Origin of the sequence: Allobosea sp. 67-29, from assembly GCF_001898115.1 — a bacterium.
GTDB lineage: Bacteria > Pseudomonadota > Alphaproteobacteria > Rhizobiales > Beijerinckiaceae > Allobosea.
In genome coordinates this window covers 73,840-91,134 of the sequence record NZ_MKSQ01000015.1, presented here as the reverse complement: position 1 = coordinate 91,134, position 17,295 = coordinate 73,840, and the positions used below count along the sequence as shown (strand labels likewise).

At 68.7% G+C, this 17,295-nt stretch carries 14 protein-coding genes; 7 read left to right on the top strand and 7 right to left on the bottom strand.

Features of this window, described 5'->3' with window-relative positions:
* The first annotated feature begins 13 nt into the window (after positions 1-13).
* On the top strand, positions 14-697 hold the full coding sequence (locus BGO20_RS13505) for a phosphatase PAP2 family protein (RefSeq protein WP_291664104.1): 684 nt from the start codon (positions 14-16) through the stop codon (positions 695-697).
* 14 nt (positions 698-711) lie between these two features.
* On the opposite strand, the gene BGO20_RS13500 is transcribed toward BGO20_RS13505, so the two are convergent.
* On the bottom strand, positions 712-1,200 hold the full coding sequence (locus BGO20_RS13500; RefSeq protein ID WP_291664105.1) for a pyridoxamine 5'-phosphate oxidase family protein: 489 nt from the start codon (positions 1,198-1,200) through the stop codon (positions 712-714).
* Between the two features lie 147 nt (positions 1,201-1,347).
* Between BGO20_RS13500 and BGO20_RS13495 the strand changes: the two genes are divergently transcribed.
* Positions 1,348-1,500 carry a hypothetical protein gene (locus BGO20_RS13495; RefSeq protein WP_291664106.1) on the top strand — a complete coding sequence of 51 codons (153 nt, stop codon included), beginning with the start codon at positions 1,348-1,350 and terminating at the stop codon, positions 1,498-1,500.
* Between the two features lie 114 nt (positions 1,501-1,614).
* Positions 1,615-3,060 carry an aldehyde dehydrogenase family protein gene (locus BGO20_RS13490; protein ID WP_291664107.1) on the top strand — a complete coding sequence of 482 codons (1,446 nt, stop codon included), beginning with the start codon at positions 1,615-1,617 and terminating at the stop codon, positions 3,058-3,060.
* Positions 3,061-3,146: 86 nt separating this feature from the next.
* Here BGO20_RS13490 and BGO20_RS13485 read toward each other — a convergent pair whose 3' ends face one another.
* From BGO20_RS13485 to BGO20_RS13475, 3 genes are read right to left on the bottom strand one after another with little or no spacing between them, the layout of a single operon-like run.
* Entirely contained in the window at positions 3,147-4,025 is an 879-nt protein-coding gene (locus BGO20_RS13485) for a transglutaminase family protein (RefSeq protein ID WP_291664108.1), read from the bottom strand.
* The gene (locus tag BGO20_RS13480; protein ID WP_291664188.1) at positions 4,022-6,535 is read right to left on the bottom strand and encodes a circularly permuted type 2 ATP-grasp protein; all 2,514 of its coding nucleotides are present in this window, start codon (positions 6,533-6,535) and stop codon (positions 4,022-4,024) included. The genes BGO20_RS13485 and BGO20_RS13480 overlap by 4 nt, the downstream gene beginning before the upstream one ends.
* 11 nt (positions 6,536-6,546) lie before the next feature.
* Entirely contained in the window at positions 6,547-9,948 is a 3,402-nt protein-coding gene (locus BGO20_RS13475) for a transglutaminase family protein (protein WP_291664109.1), read from the bottom strand.
* Between the two features lie 280 nt (positions 9,949-10,228).
* Between BGO20_RS13475 and zwf the strand changes: the two genes are divergently transcribed.
* From zwf to eda, 3 genes are read left to right on the top strand one after another with little or no spacing between them, the layout of a single operon-like run.
* The gene (zwf, locus tag BGO20_RS13470; RefSeq protein WP_291664110.1) at positions 10,229-11,731 is read left to right on the top strand and encodes a glucose-6-phosphate dehydrogenase; all 1,503 of its coding nucleotides are present in this window, start codon (positions 10,229-10,231) and stop codon (positions 11,729-11,731) included.
* Entirely contained in the window at positions 11,731-12,417 is a 687-nt protein-coding gene (gene pgl, locus BGO20_RS13465; protein WP_291664111.1) for a 6-phosphogluconolactonase, read from the top strand. Before zwf ends, pgl begins: the two co-directional genes overlap by 1 nt.
* Before the next feature lie 40 nt (positions 12,418-12,457).
* Positions 12,458-13,102 carry a bifunctional 4-hydroxy-2-oxoglutarate aldolase/2-dehydro-3-deoxy-phosphogluconate aldolase gene (eda, locus tag BGO20_RS13460; protein WP_291664112.1) on the top strand — a complete coding sequence of 215 codons (645 nt, stop codon included), beginning with the start codon at positions 12,458-12,460 and terminating at the stop codon, positions 13,100-13,102.
* A 6-nt stretch (positions 13,103-13,108) separates the two neighbouring features.
* Here the strand turns inward: eda and BGO20_RS13455 are convergent, their stop codons facing one another.
* Together BGO20_RS13455 and BGO20_RS13450 are read right to left on the bottom strand one after the other, a co-directional pair.
* Entirely contained in the window at positions 13,109-14,215 is a 1,107-nt protein-coding gene (locus tag BGO20_RS13455) for an NAD(P)/FAD-dependent oxidoreductase (RefSeq protein WP_291664113.1), read from the bottom strand.
* A gap of 13 nt (positions 14,216-14,228) precedes the next feature.
* The gene (locus BGO20_RS13450) at positions 14,229-15,401 is read right to left on the bottom strand and encodes a M20 aminoacylase family protein (protein ID WP_291664114.1); all 1,173 of its coding nucleotides are present in this window, start codon (positions 15,399-15,401) and stop codon (positions 14,229-14,231) included.
* Positions 15,402-15,755: 354 nt separating this feature from the next.
* On the opposite strand from BGO20_RS13450, the gene BGO20_RS13445 reads away from it, so the two are divergent.
* Positions 15,756-16,163 (top strand): DUF882 domain-containing protein, encoded by a 408-nt coding sequence (locus tag BGO20_RS13445; protein WP_291664115.1) that lies wholly within the window; start codon positions 15,756-15,758, stop codon positions 16,161-16,163.
* A gap of 10 nt (positions 16,164-16,173) precedes the next feature.
* Here the strand turns inward: BGO20_RS13445 and BGO20_RS13440 are convergent, their stop codons facing one another.
* Positions 16,174-17,142, bottom strand: coding sequence for a threonine ammonia-lyase (locus tag BGO20_RS13440; protein WP_291664116.1), 969 nt, complete (start codon positions 17,140-17,142; stop codon positions 16,174-16,176).
* Positions 17,143-17,295 lie beyond the last annotated feature (153 nt).

The window sequence follows — 17,295 nt, the reverse complement described above, 5'->3', positions numbered from 1 at the left end:
AATGGAAGCCCGCATGCCTCGCTCCGGTCCCGGCAGGATTCCTGCCCTGCTGCATCCCCGGCTGATCGTTCCGATCCTGGCGGGGCTGGTCTTCCTGGGGCTTGCTGCCTCGATTGCCTCCGGGCACAGCTTCGCCTTCGATCGCAGCCTGATCCTGCTGCTGCGCGAGCCGGGGAATCCGGCGGTCCCGCTGGGGCCGGCCTGGTTCCAGGAAGCGGTGCGGGACATGACGGCGCTCGGCAGCTTCGTCGGGCTCTTTTTCATGACGACCGCGGCGACGCTGACGCTCTGGCTGTGCGGCTATCGCCACCTCGCCGTCGGGCTCGTCGCCAGCGTGCTGCTGGCGCTTCTTGTCAGCAGCGGGCTGAAGATCGCGATCGCCCGCGACCGGCCGGATATCGTGTCCCATGCCGCGCTGACCTTCACGGCGAGCTTTCCGAGCGGCCATGCCTTCCTGTCCGCCGCGGCGATGCTCTGCATCGCCGGCTTCGTCGGGCTGGCCTCGCGGCGCGACGACATCGCCCTGCTGTGCCTCGTGCTCGCCTGGGTGATGATCATTCTGATCGGCCTCAGCCGGATCTATCTCGGCGTGCATTGGCCGACGGACGTGCTCGGCGGCTGGTGCCTCGGCGTCGTCTGGTCGAGCGTCGCGACGGCTTGGTTCGGTCGCTGGATGCGGGCATCCGATCCGGCCTGAGGCGGCAGCCCCAGCTAGCGCATGTCGATCGTGGCATTGACCCCGAGATCGGGCGTGCGGCCGAGGATCTTGGCGGTCGCCAGCTTGAAGGCGACCAGGACGCTGCTCGACGGCCCTTCCCAGATCTCCGCGGAAATCGGCGTCAGCGCCAGCAGCGTCGCGTCGGGGTCGTCCGGCCCTTCGGGAAACCAGGCGCTCGCCATCGGCGTCCAGATGTCCCGCAGGATCTCGCGGCTCGGCACCTCCGAGGCGCTGCAGCTGATCGCCGCATAGAAGTTGCGATCCTCATGGCTGATCGCGATCGAGACCGAAGGCGAGCGCAGCGCCTCGCCGATGATGCCGGTGTGGCGGTGCGTGATGAACAACAGCCGGTGATGCTCGCGGTCGAGATGGCCGGACATCGGCCGCGTCTTCAGCCCGTCATCCGTGATCAGCGACACCATATAGACGGGGTGGGCGCCGAGCGCCGTCCAGATCCGTTCTTGCAATTCCGTGTCCGGCATCTCCCCCTCCTGACGCCGCATTGTCTCATCTCTCGCGGCCGAAGGAAACGCGCGGCTGCTCGTGGCGTTCCCTTCGTGGCGGAACTTTCGGCCGCTCGAGCGGTTGGGCTCCCGCTGCGGCTCCGGCCGCGTCTTTCGGGAAAGCCCATGCTCGCATCGCGCAATATGCTCGTCATTCTCGTCGTCGCCCTCGTCGCGGCCCTCGCCGTGACGGGCTACTCGCTCTACCAGGAGAAGAAGCGGCCCGACGGGGTCGAGATCAATCTGGGCAAGAACGGCGTTTCCATCGAGAAGAAGTAGGAGCGGGGCGGGTTGCGGCCAGCGGATGGCAGGCAGCCCGCCCGGCATTGGCGTTTCGGCAGCAAAGAGGCTAACACCGCCCGCGAGCATTCACCTTTCGCGGGAGAGAAGCAGATGAACGCGCCCTTCAAGAACCTGATCGCCGGCGAATGGGCCGGCGCGGCTCATGCGTCGCGCAACATCAACCCGTCCAACACCGGCGATGTCGTCGGCGAGTACGCCCAGGGCTCGGTCGAGGACCTGAATGCCGCCGTCGCGGCTGCCAAGGCGGCCTTTCCCGCCTGGAGCCGCACGACGCCGCAGGAGCGTTACGACATCCTGAAGAAGGCGTCCGACGAGATCCTTGCCCGCAAGGACGAACTGGGCCGGCTGCTCTCCCGCGAGGAGGGCAAGACCCTGGCCGAAGGCATCGGAGAGGCGGGGCGCGCCGGGCAGATCTTCGCCTTCTTCGCCGGCGAGTGCCTGCGCAGCGGCGGCGAGATGGTGCCCTCCGTGCGGCCGGGTGTCGGTGTCGAGATCACCCGCGAGCCGGTCGGCATCGTCGGCATGATCACGCCCTGGAACTTCCCGATCGCGATTCCGGCCTGGAAGATCGCGCCGGCGCTGGCCTGGGGCAACTGCGTCGTCATCAAGCCCGCCGACCTGGTGCCGGGCTCGGCCTGGGCGCTGGTCGACATCATCCAGCGGGCCGGCCTGCCCAAGGGCGTGCTCAACCTCGTCATGGGCCGCGGCTCCGTCGTCGGCCAGGCGCTGCTCGAGCACAAGGATGTCACCGCGATCTCCTTCACCGGCTCGGTGGCGACCGGGCGCAAGGTGGCGGCCGCCTGCATCGCGTCGAATCCGATGAAGAAGGTTCAGCTCGAGATGGGCGGCAAGAACCCGCTCGTCGTGCTCGACGATGCCGATCTCAAGACGGCCGTCGAGGTCGCGGTCAACGGCGCCTTCTTCTCCACCGGCCAGCGCTGCACCGCGTCTTCGCGCCTGATCGTCCAGGCCGGCATCCACGACCGGTTCGTCGAGGCCTGCATCGAGCGCCTGAAGGGCGTCGTCGTCGACGATGCGCTGAAGGCGGGCACTCATATCGGCCCCGTCGTCGACCAGAGCCAGCTCGATCAGGACCTGAAATACATCCAGATCGCCAAGGACGAGGGCGGCAAGTTGGTCTGGGGCGGCGAACTGCTGAATCGCGAGACGCCCGGCTTCTACCTCCAGCCCGCGCTGTTCACCGAGACCACCAACGCGATGCGCATCTCGCGCGAGGAGGTCTTCGGCCCCGTCGCCAACATCGTCCGCGTCAAGGATTACGACGAGGCGTTGGCGGTGGCGAACGACACCGAGTTCGGCCTCTCCTCCGGCATCTGCACGACCTCGCTGAAATACGCGACGCATTTCAAGCGCAACAGCGAGGCGGGCATGGTGATGGTCAACCTGCCGACGGCGGGCGTCGATTATCACGTGCCGTTCGGCGGTCGGAAGGGCTCGAGCTACGGGCCGCGCGAGCAGGGCGCCTACGCCAAGGAGTTCTACACCACGGTGAAGACGGCCTACACCTTGGCCTGAGCCTGTCGGCGTCCGGCCGGTCCGGACGCCGTTCAAACGCGAACGACCGGGCGAAGCACCGCTTCGCCGCTGCCGTCTCGGCCGCTTCAGCCGACCGGAATGACATCCACGGCGATGCCGATCTTCTGCGAACCGGGGCCGATCAGCACGCCGTCGAGTGGCGCGACGTCGGCGTAGTCGCGCCCGACCGCAGTCACGATGTGGTCGTCGGCGACGATCAGATCGTTGGTCGGGTCGAGGCCGATCCAGCCGGTTTCCGGCCCGCACCAGAGCAGCGCCCAGGCATGGCTGGCATCCGCGCCTTCGAGCCGCTTCTGGCCGGGAGGCGGAATGGTGCGGATATAGCCGCTGACATAGGCCGCGGGCAGTCCCAGGCCCCGCAACCCGGCGATCATAATATGCGCGAAGTCCTGGCAGACGCCGTGACGCTGGGCGAAGGCCTCGGCCAGCGGCGTCGAAACCTCGGTCGCCTCGGGATCATAGGTGAAATCGCGCCTGATGCGGGCCATCAGCTCGCTCGCGGCTTCCAGCACCGGTCGCGCCTTGCCGAAGCTCTCCCGCGCATAGGCGATCACGGGCGCGACTTCGGGAACGAGTCGGCTGGGGTAAAGGTGCTGGGCCGGCGAGTCGGGCGCGAGGCTGTCGGACGCCAGGGCGAGCGCTGCAACCTCCTCCCAGCCCCGTGTCAGCCCGGGATGCGGCGGGGCAGGGCGCTCGACGACGAGGCGCGCGCGCATCTCGACCTTGAGCTCCCGATGCGGCTTGGTGATCGTCACCATCGTCATCCGATTGCCGAAGAAGCAGGTGGTGTCGTTGCGTTCGGCCGGTCGCGGGGTGATCAGGAGTTCGCTCTTCTGCACGCTCTGGCCCGAGCCGTCGCGCGGCAGGAGCCGCATGATGCAGCGCGCGAAGGGCACCTGCCGGCTATAGCCGTAGGTGGTGACGTGGCGGACGTCGTAGATCACGCGAGGCCCGTCATCCGCGATCCTTCCGGGCCGCTGTTCTGGAGGAAGTAGCGGTCGGCGATGGCGCCGGAGAGCCCCATCAGCAACTGCTCGAACAGGAGGATGCTCGTGCGGTCGAGCCGGCTCGCCTCGGCGGTGCGGCAATCGGCGGCGAGCCGCAGCACCAGCCGGCGCGGCGCTTCGAGCATCCCGTCCTCGGTCAGGGACGGCAGGTCCCGGATCTCGGCATCGAGTCGTTCGATCTGGAAGGCGACCGAACGGGGATTGTACGGATCGAGCATGACGAGGTCGAGCACGGGTTGCAGACTCGCCCCCAGCAGGTAGCGCGAGCGATAGGTGATCTGCGAATCCGTCAGGTCGAGCAGGGCATCGAGGGATTCGCTCGATGCGTCAGTCTCCGCGAATTGCCGGGCGAAGCGGCAGGTACCGATGCCGCGTTCCAGCCGTCGCCCGATGTCGAGGAAGCGCCAGCCAGGGCCGCGCACCATGTTTTCCTGGCTGAGGCCGGAGAAGGCGGCGAGCGTCTTGAGGGCCCGGTCGGCGATCTCGTAGGCCTCGCCCTCCGAAGGCTTGCGTCCATGACCGGGGGTGAGCTGGTCCTGCAGATCGCCGAACAGGCGCCAGGCATCGACCGAGAGCCGCTCGCGGATGACGGAGGCTGTACGCCGGGCCTCGCGTACCGAGGCCGAGGCCGAGCCGTAGTCGTCGAGGCTGTAGAGGGCCGAATAGGCTTGTGTCGCCGGGCTCTGGCTGCGGCCGCGCTGCGCCGCGCCCCAGGCCACCAGCAGGTCCGCCAGCCGGCGGACGGTGCCGCTGCGGCCGGGGACCGGGTCGGAATCGATCAGCCGGCCGAGCAGCGCGCGCACAAGCCGCAGCGTCGCCTCGCCGCGCTCCAGATAGCGCCCGAGCCAGAACAGGTTGTCGGCCGCCCGGCTCGGCAGGGTCCCGGTGACGCGGCGGATGCTGATCCGGTCCGGCGTCGGCAGCAGGGTGACCTGCTCGACCGGCGCATCGGCCGTCACCCAGACGTCGCTGGAGCGAACGCCGTTGCGCAGGCTGACGGCGCGGGCATCGGGCTCGTCGGAGATCCGGCAGAAGCCGCCGGGCATCACCTTCCAGCCGTCCGGCGTTGCTGCGGCGAAGACCCGCAGCGTCATCGGGTGCGGCTCGAGCCGGCCGTTCTGGAAGACCGGCATCGTCGAGAGCTGGACGACTTCCTGCCCGACATAGTCCATGCCGCGCGCCGCGATGCGCTGGCGCAAGGCCTCGCGTTCGGCGGAGGGCAGCTCTCCGGCCAGCACCGGGCCGGTATCGAGGCCGCCGCCGGCGCTGCGGAAGGCGGGGGCGATGCTCATCTCGTCGAGCCGCGCCAGCACGGCGTCGCGCTCGCGCGGCTGGCCGCACCACCAGGTCGCGATGTTCGGCAGGATCAGGTCCTCGCCGGTGATCTGGCGCGCGATCGCCGGCAGGAAGCTCATCAGCGCCCGCGACTCGACGACGCCGGAGCCGAGGCCGTTGGCGACATGGACATTGCCCTCGCGCACCGCCTGGACCAGGCCGGCGACGCCGAGAGCGGATTGCGCGTTCAGTTCGAGCGGGTCGGCGAAGTCGCCGTCGATGCGCCGCCAGATCACGTCGGCGCGCTTGAGGCCGGCGATGGTGCGCACATGCACCCGGCCCTCGCGCATCAGGAGGTCGCCGCCCTCGACCAGCAGGAAGCCGAGATAGCGGGCAAGATAGGCCTGCTCGAAGTAGCTCTCGTTGAGCGGTCCCGGGGTCAGCAGGCAGATGCGCGGCTCGACCCGCTTGGAGCGCGACACCAGCCCGGCCCGGAAGCCCTGGAAGAAGGCCGCCAGCCGCTCGATGTTCATGCTGCGGAACATGTCCGGGAAGGCGCGCGTCAGCGCCAGCCGGTTCTCCAGCGCGTAGCCGGTGCCCGAGGGAGCCTGGGCACGATCCTGCAGCACCCACCACCGCCCGTCCGGCCCGCGGCCGAGATCGGCGGCGTAGAGCTGCAGCGCGCCGCCACCGGGCGCGCCGTGCAGCGGGCGCAGATAGTCGGGGCTGCCGCTGACGACCGCGGCCGGCAGCAGGTCCTTCGCCACGATCTCGCCCGCCCCGTAGATGTCGTCGAGCAAGGTCGACAGCAGCTCCGCGCGCTGGGCGACACCGGCGGCGATCGCCTGCCACTCGGCGCCGGGTATGAGCAGGGGGACGTGGCTGAGCGGCCAGGCGCGCTCGCCCGCGCTCGGGTCGCGCTCGTCGATGTCGCCGTGGACCCGGTACGACACGCCGGTGTCGTGGACATGCCGGTCGGCGAGGCCGAAGCGCTGCAGCAACTCGTCCTGCGACAGCGCGCACCATTCCTGCAGGAAGGGCTCCCAATGCGGCCGGACGGCGCCTGCTGCATCGACGCATTCGTCATAGGCGCCGGGCAGGGGTCGATAACCGGCGAGCAGCGCCTCGCGCCGCTCCGCCTTGGTGCGTCCGGACCGGATACGGCCTTGCACAGCCAAACGAGCTAGACCCCCATGGGGCGCCGCAAATCCAGCGTCAGCGGGAATTCGGCGCTGCGTTCCTCCGGCGGAATCGCCCGAGCCCCGGGACTATGACCGATCGCCTCGAAGCGCGCGAGCCGTCTGGCCTCCGCTTCATAGGAATTCACAGGCGGCGTCTCGTAATTGCGACCGCCGGGATGGGCGACATGGTAGACGCAGCCGCCGATCGAGCGCCCGACCCAGGTGTCGACGATGTCGAAGCTCAGCGGCGCATGCACCGGGATCGTCGGGTGCAGCCCGGAAGCCGGCTGCCAGGCCTTGAACCTGACCGCAGCGATAGCCTCGCCAGCAACGCCGGTCCCGGTCATGGGCATGCGCCTGCCGTTGCAGGTGATCAGGTGGCGGCCGGGCACGAAGCCCCTTGCCTTGACCTGGAGGCGCTCGACCGAGGAATCGACGTAGCGCACCGTGCCGCCGATCGCGCCTTCCTCTCCCAGCACGTGCCAGGGCTCCAGGGCTTGCCGGATCTCGATCTCGACGCCGCCATGGGAAACCTTGCCGAAGAAGGGGAAGCGGAACTCGGCCTGCGCCTCGAACCAGACCGGGTCGAAGGCATAGCCGGCGTCCCCGAGGTCGGCGAGCACATCGCGGAAATCCTGCCAGACCAGCTCCGGCAGCATGAAGCGGTCGTGCAGCGCGGTGCCCCAGCGCACCAGCTTGCCGCCTTGCGGCTCGCGCCAGAACCAGGCGATCAGCGCCCTGAGCAGCAGTTGCTGCGCCAGCGACATCCGCGAATCCGGCGGCATCTCGAAGCCGCGGAACTCCAGCAGGCCCAGCCGCCCGGTCGGTCCATCCGGCGAATAGAGCTTGTCGATGCAGATCTCGGTGCGGTGGGTGTTGCCGGAGACGTCGACCAGCAGGTTGCGGAACAGCCGGTCGACCAGCCAGAGCGGGATCGGCGTCTCGCCGGGCTTCGGCACCTGTGCCAGCGCGATCTCGAGCTCGTACAGCTGGTCCTGCCGCGCTTCGTCGATGCGCGGCGCCTGGCTGGTCGGGCCGATGAACAGGCCGGAGAACAGGTAGGACAGCGATGGGTGCCGGTTCCAGTAGAGCACGATGCTCTTCAGCAGGTCCGGCCGGCGCAGGAAGGGCGAATCCGCCGGCGTCACGCCGCCGAGCACGACATGGTTGCCACCGCCGGTGCCGGTATGCCGCCCGTCGACCATGAACTTCTCGGCGCAGAGCCTGGCCTGCCGCGCCTCTTCGTAGACGCCCTGCGTGATCGCCACCGCGTCGCGCCAGTTCGCCGCCGGGTGAATGTTGACCTCGATCACGCCGGGGTCGGGCGTGACCTTGATGACGTCGAGACGTGGATCGAACGGGGGCGCATAGCCTTCGATGTGCACGGGCAGGCCGGTCTCCTCGGCCGCCGCCTCGATCGAGGCGACGAGATCCAGGTAGTCCTCGAGCCGTTCGACCGGTGGCAGGAAGACGCAGAGCACCTTGTCGCGGATTTCCAGGCTCAGCGCCGTGCGGACGTGCTCGCCGCCGATCTCCTGCTCGGTTCTCTGCTGGGCCGAGCCCGTGGCGACCGGATTCGCTTCGATCGCCATCTGCGGCGCGGCGCGGAAGCTGGTCGGGGCGGCAGGTTCGGGCGGGCTGCCCGCGCCCGGCGCGGGCGCGGCATGCGAGCCGCCCGCCGGCGCCAATGGGCCACGCGGCTCCAGCGGGTCCTGCGGCTGAATATGCGGATAGTCGGCTTTCGGCAGATCGGGCAGGGAGCCGAGCGGCAGCCTGTAGCCGACCGGCGAGTCGCCCGGCACCAGGAAGAGCTTCCCGCGCCTCAGCCGCCATTTTTCCGAGCGCCAGCGCCGGTCGTTCGCCGCCGCCTGCCAGCGCTGCACGGGGATGACGAAGCCGCGCGGCTGTCCCAGCCCGAGCTCGAAGACCTGCGCCATCCGTGCCCGCTCCTCGGGATCGGACAGCCGGGAATCGAGCGGGTCGACATTCTCTGGAAGCTGGGCTTCCTTCAGCAGCCAATGCCCAGTGTCCTCATAGGCCGGGATGATGTAGTCGGCGCCGAGGCCGAGCTTCTCCGAAAGCCGCTGCGCCAGTGTTTCCGCCTGCCGGACCGTTGCGCCCGCCTCGAGCTCCCGGTCGGTGCCGGTCACGGCTCCCGGCTCCCGGGCGATCAGCGCGGCGTTGCGCCAGATCGGCTCGCCGTCGCGGCGCCAGTACAGCGCGAAGGCCCAACGCGGCAGGCTTTCGCCCGGATACCATTTGCCCTGGCCGTAATGCAGCATCCCGCCCGGTGCGAAGCGGTCGCGCAGGCGCCGGATCAGCGTATCGGCGCGCTCGCGCTTGGTCGGCCCGACCGCCGCGATGTTCCATTCCGCCCCGGTCTGATCGTCGATCGAGACGAAGGTCGGCTCGCCGCCCATGGTGAGCCGCACGTCCTGCGCCTTGAGATCGGCCTCGACCTGCTCACCCAGCGCGTCGAGCGCCTGCCAGGATTCCTCAGAGAAGGGCAGGGTGATGCGCGGCACCTCGTGCAGTCGAGCCACGCTCATGTGGAAGTCGAAGGTCGTCTCGGCGTAGCTCGCGACACCCGAGACCGGGGCGGCCGAACGGTAATGCGCTGTCGCTGCCAGCGGCAGATGGCCCTCGCCGGTCAGCAGGCCCGAGGTCGGATCGAGGCCGATCCAGCCCGCTCCGGGGATATAGGCCTCGGCCCAGGCATGCAGGTCGGTGAAATCCTTGTCCGTTCCGCGGGGCCCCTCGATCGGATCGATATCCGCCTTCATCTGGACGAGGTAGCCGGAGACGAAGCGTGCCGCGAGGCCCAGATGCCTGAGCGCCTGGACCAGCAGCCAGCTCGTGTCGCGGCAGGAGCCCGAGCGGACCCGCAGCGTGTGCTCCGGATCCTGCACGCCCGGCTCCATGCGGATCCCGTACGCGATCATGCGCTGCAGCCGGGCGTTGAGATCGACGATGAAGTTGACCGTATTGGCCGGTCCCTGCGGCAGTTCCGCCAGGAAGGCGGCAAGCGACGGGCCGGCAGGTTCGGTCACCAGATAGGGCGCGAGTTCGTCGCGCAAATCCTGGCCGTAGGCGAAGGGAAAGGTTTCGGCCTCGGTCTCGACGAAGAAGTCGAAGGGATTGATCACAGACAATTCGGTGACGACGTCGACCTCGATGCGGAATTCCCGGACGGGCTCGGGAAAGACGAACCGCGCCAGCCAGTTCCCGGCGGGATCCTGCTGCCAGTTCACGAAATGCTGTGCCGGCGTCACCTTCAGCGAATAGCTCTTGATCGCCGCCCGGCAATGCGGCGCCGGCCGCAGCCGGATGATCTGCGGCCCGAGCGTGACCGGGCGGTCGTATCGGTAGTGGGTGACGTGGTTCAGCGCGGCGATGATGGCCAAGACCCGGTCCCCGTTCGTCGTTCCGCGGCTGTGCCGCTGCACGGTCAGGTTAGCCGGGCCCGGGCCGTGCGCAAGCGCCGACCTGCACGGCGGCGGGGCACCTTGGCGGCATTCTGCCCAAGATCTGCGCAGGAGCGGTGCGCCCTCGCGCTGCGGCCTGCCGGCCGGGCAGCATGGCGGCCGCCCGCTGTTTCCTCTTTGCAAGCGGTCCGAACCGTCTCACTCTGGTCGCAGCGATCGGCTAACCGGGGCCGGTCAGCCGTATGGAGTGTCGAGCGTCATGGATGCCATTGCCGATCAGGAGTTGCGCCCCGAGACCATTCCCGAGCGCACGCCGGTCCCGCCTTTTGATCTGGTGATTTTCGGCGCCGGCGGCGATCTCGCCATGCGCAAGCTGTTTCCGGCGCTCGGCCAGCGCAATCGCGAGGGCGTTCTGCCGCCGGAGAGCCGAATTCTCGCAATCGTCCGCAAGACCGAGGATATCGAGGCGCTGCCGAAGGAGATCGCCAAGCGCCTGAACGAGGAGGGCATCCCCAAGGACGACGTCGCCTCCTTCCTCCGCCGCCTGACGATGGTCCTGCTCGATGCGCTGCAGCCCGAGACCTACAAGGCGCTGAAGCAGGCGCTGGGTGATTCGGACCGGGTGCGCTCGTTCTATCTCTCGACGCCGCCGGACCTCTTCATCCCGATCTGCGAGAACCTCGCCAAAGCCCATATCCTGACGCCGACCTCGCGCGTCATTCTGGAGAAGCCGTTGGGGCGCGACCTCGCCTCCGCGCGGCAGATCAACGATGCAGTGGCGCGCATCCTGCCGGAGAGCCGCACCTACCGGATCGATCACTATCTCGGCAAGGAGACGGTCCAGAACCTGCTCGTGCTGCGCTTCGCCAACACGCTGTTCGAGCGCTCCTGGTCGAGCCGCGACATCGACCATGTCCAGATCACCGTTGCCGAGACGGTGGGGCTCGAGCAGCGCGCCGGCTACTACGACAAGGCCGGGCATATGCGCGACATGGTTCAGAACCATCTGATGCAATTGCTCACGCTCTTCGCCATCGAGCCGCCGAACATGCTCGAGGCCGGGGCCGTCCGCGACGAGAAGATCAAGGTGCTGAAGGCGTTGCGCCCCATCGTCGGGCCGGACGTGCAGCGCTACACCGTGCGTGGCCAGTACGGTCCGGGCCAGATCGACGGCCAGCGCGTCAAGGGCTATGCCGAGGAGCTCGGCCACGCCTCCAACACCGAGACCTTCGTCGCCATCCGCTGCGAACTCGACAGCTGGCGCTGGGCCGGTGTCCCGATCTATCTGCGCACGGGAAAACGCATGGCGCAGCGCTATTCCGAGATCGTCGTCACCTTCAAGCCGGTGCCGCATTCGATCTTCGGCAACGGCACCTGCGACCGGCTCGACGCCAACCGCCTCTTCATCCGCCTGCAGCCGAACGACGGCGTGCAACTGCAGCTGATGATGAAGGTGCCGGGCTCGGGCCGGCTCAAGATCGTGCCGCGCCAGCTCGACCTGCGCTATTCGACCGCCTTCGACGAGCGCACGCCCGACGCCTATGAGCGCCTGCTGACCGATGTCATCCGCGGCGACCAGACGCTGTTCATGCATCGCGACGAGGTCGAGCAGGCCTGGAGCTGGGTCGATCCGATCATCGCCGGCTGGCAGGACTATACGCCGCATCCCCATCGCTATGCCGCCGGCTCCTGGGGGCCGTCGCAGGCGATCGGCCTGATCGAGCGCGAGGGCCGATCCTGGGCCGATCCGGACCTGGTCTGATGACGGCCGGAATCATGGCCTGGCATCGCTTCGCGATCCTCGCCGATGCGTCCGAGGCGCTGGCGGAAGCCGTCGCGATCCGGTTGAAGGAGGTCCTCGCAGAGCAGGGGCATGCCTCGCTGGCGGTGCCGGGGGGCACCACCCCGGCGCTTTTCCTGGCCGCGCTCGGCCGGCAGGAGCTGCCCTGGGAGAAGGTCACGCTGCTGCCGACCGACGAGCGCTTCGTGGCGGCCGACGATGCCGCGTCCAACGAGCGCATGCTGCGCGCGCAATTCGCGCCGCTGGCACAGGGCCGGGTCCGCTTCCTCTCCTTCCACGGTCATGGCAGCGATATCGAGGCCGCCGCGGCGCAGCTCTGCGCGGAGCTTGCCGAATTGCCGCCGCTCGACCTGGTCGTCAGCGGAATGGGAGCGGATGGACATGTCGCCTCGCTCTTCCCGGGAGCGGAGGCGGTCTTCAATGCCATGCCCGACAGCGGCATCGTGGTGGCGCGGCCGCCGGGCCTGCCGCCACGGCTCTCGCTCTCGCCCAAGCGCCTGGTCGCGGCCGGCTGGGTGAGCCTGCTCGTCTCCGGCGCAGCCAAGGAGGCGGTGCTGAAGGAGGCCGATGCCCGCACTGCGCCGTTGCCCGTCGACATGCTGCTCGGCCGCGAACGGGGGCTCGACGTCTATTGGGCGAAGGAGTAGAGCCCATCCGCCGCCTGCAAATCGATTGAAAGACGAGATCATGGACGAAGCTGCCGCGATTGCCCGCTTGAAGAGCTGCGGAGTCATCCCCGTCGTCGTGATCGAAGATGCCGCGCGCGCCGTCGATCTCGCCCATGCGCTCGTGGCCGGCGGCATCGATGTCGTCGAGGTGACGCTGCGCCGTCCCGCCGCGGTGGAGGCGCTTGCGGCCATCGCGAAATCGGTTCCGAAGGCGCTGCCGGTCGCCGGCACGGTCGTCACCCCGGCGCAGGTCTCGCAGGTCAAGGATGCCGGCGCCCAGGCCGTCGTCAGCCCCGGTTTCAGCGAGGCTGTCGACGAGGCCCTGCGCAAGGCCGGGCTGCCCTGGCTGCCAGGCGTCGCCACGGCTTCGGATTGCATGCGCGCCGTCGCGGCCGGCCGCGTCACCGCGAAGTTCTTCCCGGCGGAGCAGGCCGGTGGCCCGCCGGCGCTGAAGGCGCTCTCCGGCCCCTTCCCGCAGATGAGCTTCTGCCCGACCGGCGGCGTCGGCCTGAAGAACCTCGCCGACTATCTCGCCTTGCCGCAGGTGATCTGCGTCGGCGGCTCCTGGCTGGTCCCGCCCGATGCCATCGCCTCGGGCGACTGGAACCGCATCACCACGCTCGCGCGCGAGGCCAGGGAAGCGTTTGCGAAGGCGCGGAGCTGACGCCGGTCAGCCCGCCAGCTTGTCCCGCACCATCTCGGCGATCGCCAGCGAGCTGGTCAGCCCCGGGCTCTCGATGCCGAGCAGATTGACCAGCTCCGGCACGCCATGGACCTCCGGCCCGTCGATGCGGAAATCCGGCATCGGCTCGGTCGGTCCGTGCAGCTTGGGCCGGATGCCGGCATAGTCCGCGACAAGCGCCCCGTCGGGCAGCGCCGGCCAATAGGTCCGGATCGCGGCATAGAACCTGTCGCCGCGCGCCGGATCGACGATCAAATCCTGATCGCTCTCCACCCATTCGACATCCGGGCCGAACTTGACCCGCCCGCCCATGTCGATGGTCGCGTGGATGCCGAGCCCCGCCGCCTCCGGCACCGGATAGACCAGGTGCGTGAAGGGTTGCTTGCCGATCAGGGCGAAGTAGTTGCCCTTGGCATAGTGCTGCACCGGCACATGCGCCGGCGGAAAGCCGTCGAGCAGGCCGAGCAGCTTCGGCGCGCCGTGGCCCGCCGAATTGATCACCGTGCGGACCGTGTAGGTCGCAGGTTCGTCTCCGCCGAAATCGACGCTGAAGCCCTCCGCCTCGCGCCGCCAGCCGGTGATCGGCGTGTTGAGCGCCAGCGCGCCACCGGCCGCCTCGCATTCGCCGAGCAGCGAGAGCATCAGCGCATGGCTGTCGACCACGCCGGTCTCGGGCGAGAGCAGGGCGATCTCGCAGCGCACCTCCGGCTCCATCGCCCTGGCCTCGGCGCCGGAGAGCCAGCGCAAGGAGTCCACGCCGGAGGCCTTGGCCCGCGCCATGATCGTCTCCAGCGCCGGCTTCTGGGCCTCCGAGGTGGCGACGATCAGCTTGCCGCAGCCCTTGTGCGGCAGGCCGCGCTCTTCGAGATACGCGTAGAGCTTCCTGCGTCCTTCCACGCAGACGCGGGCTTTCAGCGAGCCGGGCGGATAGTAGATCCCGGCATGGATGACCTCGGAATTGCGCGCCGAGGTCTGGGTGCCGATGCCCTCGGCAGCCTCGGCGATGACGACCTCACGGCCGGCGAGCGCCAGCTCGCGGGCCACCGCGAGGCCGACGACGCCGGCCCCGATCACCAGGCAATCGATGTCGCTCATCGCCGTCGCAGGGTCAGCCGCGCTGCGGCATCGAGATTTCGATCAGGCTCGCCCAGTAGTTCACGCCGACCGGAATCGCCTTGTCGTTGAACTCGTAGGCGGGGTGGTGCAGGCCGGCCGAGTCGCCGTTGCCGATATTGATGAAGGCGCCGGGGCGCTCCTCCAGCATGAAGGAGAAATCCTCCGAGCCCATGGTCGGCGGAACATCGGTGGTGATCGCATCGGAGCCGAACACCTCCTTGGCGACGCTGGTGACGAAATCGGTCTGGCCGTGATGGTTGAAGGTCACGGGATAGCCGAGATGGTATTCCAGCTCGTACTTCATCCCGAAGGCCTTCATCACGCCGTCGACGATCTCGGTGATGCGCTTCTGCGCGAGCTCGCGCGTCTGCGGCGTCAGCGTCCGCACCGAGCCCTTGATCTCCGCCGTCTGCGGGATGACGTTGAAGGCCTCGCCGGCATTGAGCGCGGTGACCGAGACGACGATCGATTCCAGCGGGTCGGCATTGCGCGAGGCCACCGTCTGCAGGGCGCTGACCAGGGCGCAGGAGGCGACGATCGGGTCGTTGACGCGGTGCGGCGCGGCCGCGTGCCCGCCCAGGCCTTCGATCTTGATGTGGATGCGGTCGGCGGCGGCCATCGCCGGCCCCTTGGCGATCTCGAACTTGCCGACCGGCACGCCCGGCTTGTTGTGCATGCCGTAGACTTCCTGGATGCCGAAGCGCGAGATCAGCCCGTCGTCGATCATCGCCTTGGCGCCGGCGCCGCCCTCCTCGGCGGGCTGGAAGATCAGCACGGCGGTGCCGTCGAAGTCGCGGGTCTGCGTCAGGTATCGGGCGGCGCCGAGCAGCATGGCGGTGTGGCCGTCATGGCCGCAGGCGTGCATCTTGCCCGGCACGGTCGAGCGATGCTCGAGATTGGTCTCCTCATGGATCGGCAGCGCATCCATGTCGGCGCGCATCGCGATGACCTTGCCGGAGCCCTGGCCCTTGCCCTTGATCACGCCGACGACGCCGGTCTGGCCGAGGCCGGTGACAACCTCGTCGACGCCCCATTCCTTGAGCTTTTCGGCGACGAGGCCGGCGGTCCGGCGCTCTTCGTACATCAGCTCGGGGTGACGGTGGATGTCGCGGCGGATCGCGGTGATTTCGGGGGTCAGCGCCGCGATGATGTCGGTCTTGGGCATCGTGTCCTCTGAGATGGCTTTGAGCGACCGCGCAGAAAGCGGGTGCCGTGGCGCAAGCTAGCCCAGCAGCCGGCCGCCTGTCCAAGCCGGCATGCGCGCGGGGGATGGGCATTGGGGGAATGGCGGCGCTGCGAGAGGCACTGCCCCAGTCATGAACGGTCACTCACCGAATGTCCCTGGGGCAGTAAAACAACCAAAATTCGGCTTAGCCATGATTTGGCCTCTTACAGCCAATAGCGAGGCGGCCTCTCCGCTCAGATCGTTCGCCATTGCCGATCTGACCTTTCTCACTCTCCCCATCATGTTTGGTTGATTATGCGTCGATTGATGTTGCTTGCGTGCCTGTCCGCATTCTTGCCTGCTGCCGCCCTGGCAGACGAACCGATCCAGAAAATTTCCTTCCAGCCGCAGGTCAAGGGTCTCGGCTGCCTCAAGCCCGAAGCGCGCGCGATGATCACCGAGCTCGTCGCCAAGATCGGTCCCATCCAGATCACCTCGACCTGCGGAGGCCGCCATGCCCGGCATTCGCAGCACTATCTGGGACGCGCCATCGACTTCCGGCCGCTCGCGACCTCGTCGCGCAAGGCCGCTGCCGCCGCCCGCTCGCTGGCGAGCGTCGGCGGGGTCGGCACCTATTCGAACGGCCTCGTCCATGCCGATGTCGGCGCGCGCGAGGCATCCTGGCATGGCTACAAGCGCAGCCGCTACGCCGCGGCCCGCAAGCACAGCCGTTACACGAGGCTGGCCCGCAACAATCGCTGATCCGGTCTCGTCAGATCCCGAATTCGGCGCGCCAGCGCGCGATGTCCTCGAGCGCCACGTTCGATCCGCATAGCACGAGGCAGATCCGCTCGCCGGGCCGGAAGCTCTCCTTGCGTCGGAGTGCCGCGGCGACGACGCAACTGGCCGCCGGCTCCAGCAGGACCCGCCCGTTCTGGAGGACCCAGAGCAGCTCGCGCACGGCCTCGGCATCGGGCACCTGGACGATCTCCTCGAGGAACTGGCGGGCCGCGGCCATGGTCCGCTCGGTCGCGAAAGGAGCGCCTAGCGTGCGCGCGATCGAGGTCGGGCGGATCGGCACCGGCTTTCCGGCTTCCAGCGCCTGCGTCATGGTCGTCGCGCCTTCGGTCTCGACGCCATGCAGCCGGATTGCCGGGTCGAGCCCCTTCAGGGCCGCGCCGACGCCGGCGGCGAAGCCGCCGCCGCCGATCGAGATGAAGACGTGGTCGATGCGCCCGCCGGCGTCGCTCGCAATTTCGAGGCCCAGCGTGCCGTGGCCGGCGATGATCGCCGGGTCGTCGTAGGAGTGGACATGGACCATGCCCTGGGCGGCATAGTCCTCGGCCCTCGCGAAGGCCGCGATGGAATCCTCGCAGAGCTCAACCTCGCCGCCGGCCTGTCGCGTCAGTTCGATGTTGAGCGTCGGTGTCGCCTTTGCCATCAGGACGAGGGCCCGCGCGCCCATCGAACGGGCGACGAGCGACAGGGCGATCGCATGGTTCCCGCCCGAAACCGTGACGACGCCACGTTTCAGCTCGGCCTCGCTCAAGCCCATCAGCTTGTTGGTGCAGCCGCGCACCTTGAAGGAGCCACCGAGCTGCAGGCTCTCGACCTTCACCCAGGTCTCGACGCCGAGGCGGGCCGAGAGACCGGCGCTGTGGAAGGTCGGCGTGCGGCGCACCTTGCCGGCGATGCGGGTCGCGGCAGCCTGCACATCCGCGAGCGTGACGTCGAAATCCATCTTGGTGCTTGTCCTGTCTGTGGCGCGTTGGCCGATGCCGGCACGAGAACGTGCCGGGCCCCTCGGCGTCAAGCATTGTCCGCCTGCGGGGTTGTCGATGGTGAGGGTCAAGCTCTAGCTTGCCGGCACGGAACCTGCCTGTGGCGGGGCTCC

Excerpts from the sequence above, each read along its gene's own strand:
- pgl (WP_291664111.1), top strand. The coding sequence starts at position 11,731 with ATGACGGCCGGAATCATGGCCTGGCATCGCTTCGCGATCCTCGCCGAT.
- BGO20_RS13455 (WP_291664113.1), bottom strand. The coding sequence starts at position 14,215 with ATGAGCGACATCGATTGCCTGGTGATCGGGGCCGGCGTCGTCGGCCTC.
- BGO20_RS13450 (WP_291664114.1), bottom strand. The coding sequence starts at position 15,401 with ATGCCCAAGACCGACATCATCGCGGCGCTGACCCCCGAAATCACCGCG.
- eda (WP_291664112.1), top strand. The coding sequence starts at position 12,458 with ATGGACGAAGCTGCCGCGATTGCCCGCTTGAAGAGCTGCGGAGTCATC.
- BGO20_RS13495 (WP_291664106.1), top strand. The coding sequence starts at position 1,348 with ATGCTCGCATCGCGCAATATGCTCGTCATTCTCGTCGTCGCCCTCGTC.
- BGO20_RS13490 (WP_291664107.1), top strand. The coding sequence starts at position 1,615 with ATGAACGCGCCCTTCAAGAACCTGATCGCCGGCGAATGGGCCGGCGCG.
- BGO20_RS13440 (WP_291664116.1), bottom strand. The coding sequence starts at position 17,142 with ATGGATTTCGACGTCACGCTCGCGGATGTGCAGGCTGCCGCGACCCGC.
- zwf (WP_291664110.1), top strand. The coding sequence starts at position 10,229 with ATGGATGCCATTGCCGATCAGGAGTTGCGCCCCGAGACCATTCCCGAG.
- BGO20_RS13505 (WP_291664104.1), top strand. The coding sequence starts at position 14 with ATGCCTCGCTCCGGTCCCGGCAGGATTCCTGCCCTGCTGCATCCCCGG.
- BGO20_RS13500 (WP_291664105.1), bottom strand. The coding sequence starts at position 1,200 with ATGCCGGACACGGAATTGCAAGAACGGATCTGGACGGCGCTCGGCGCC.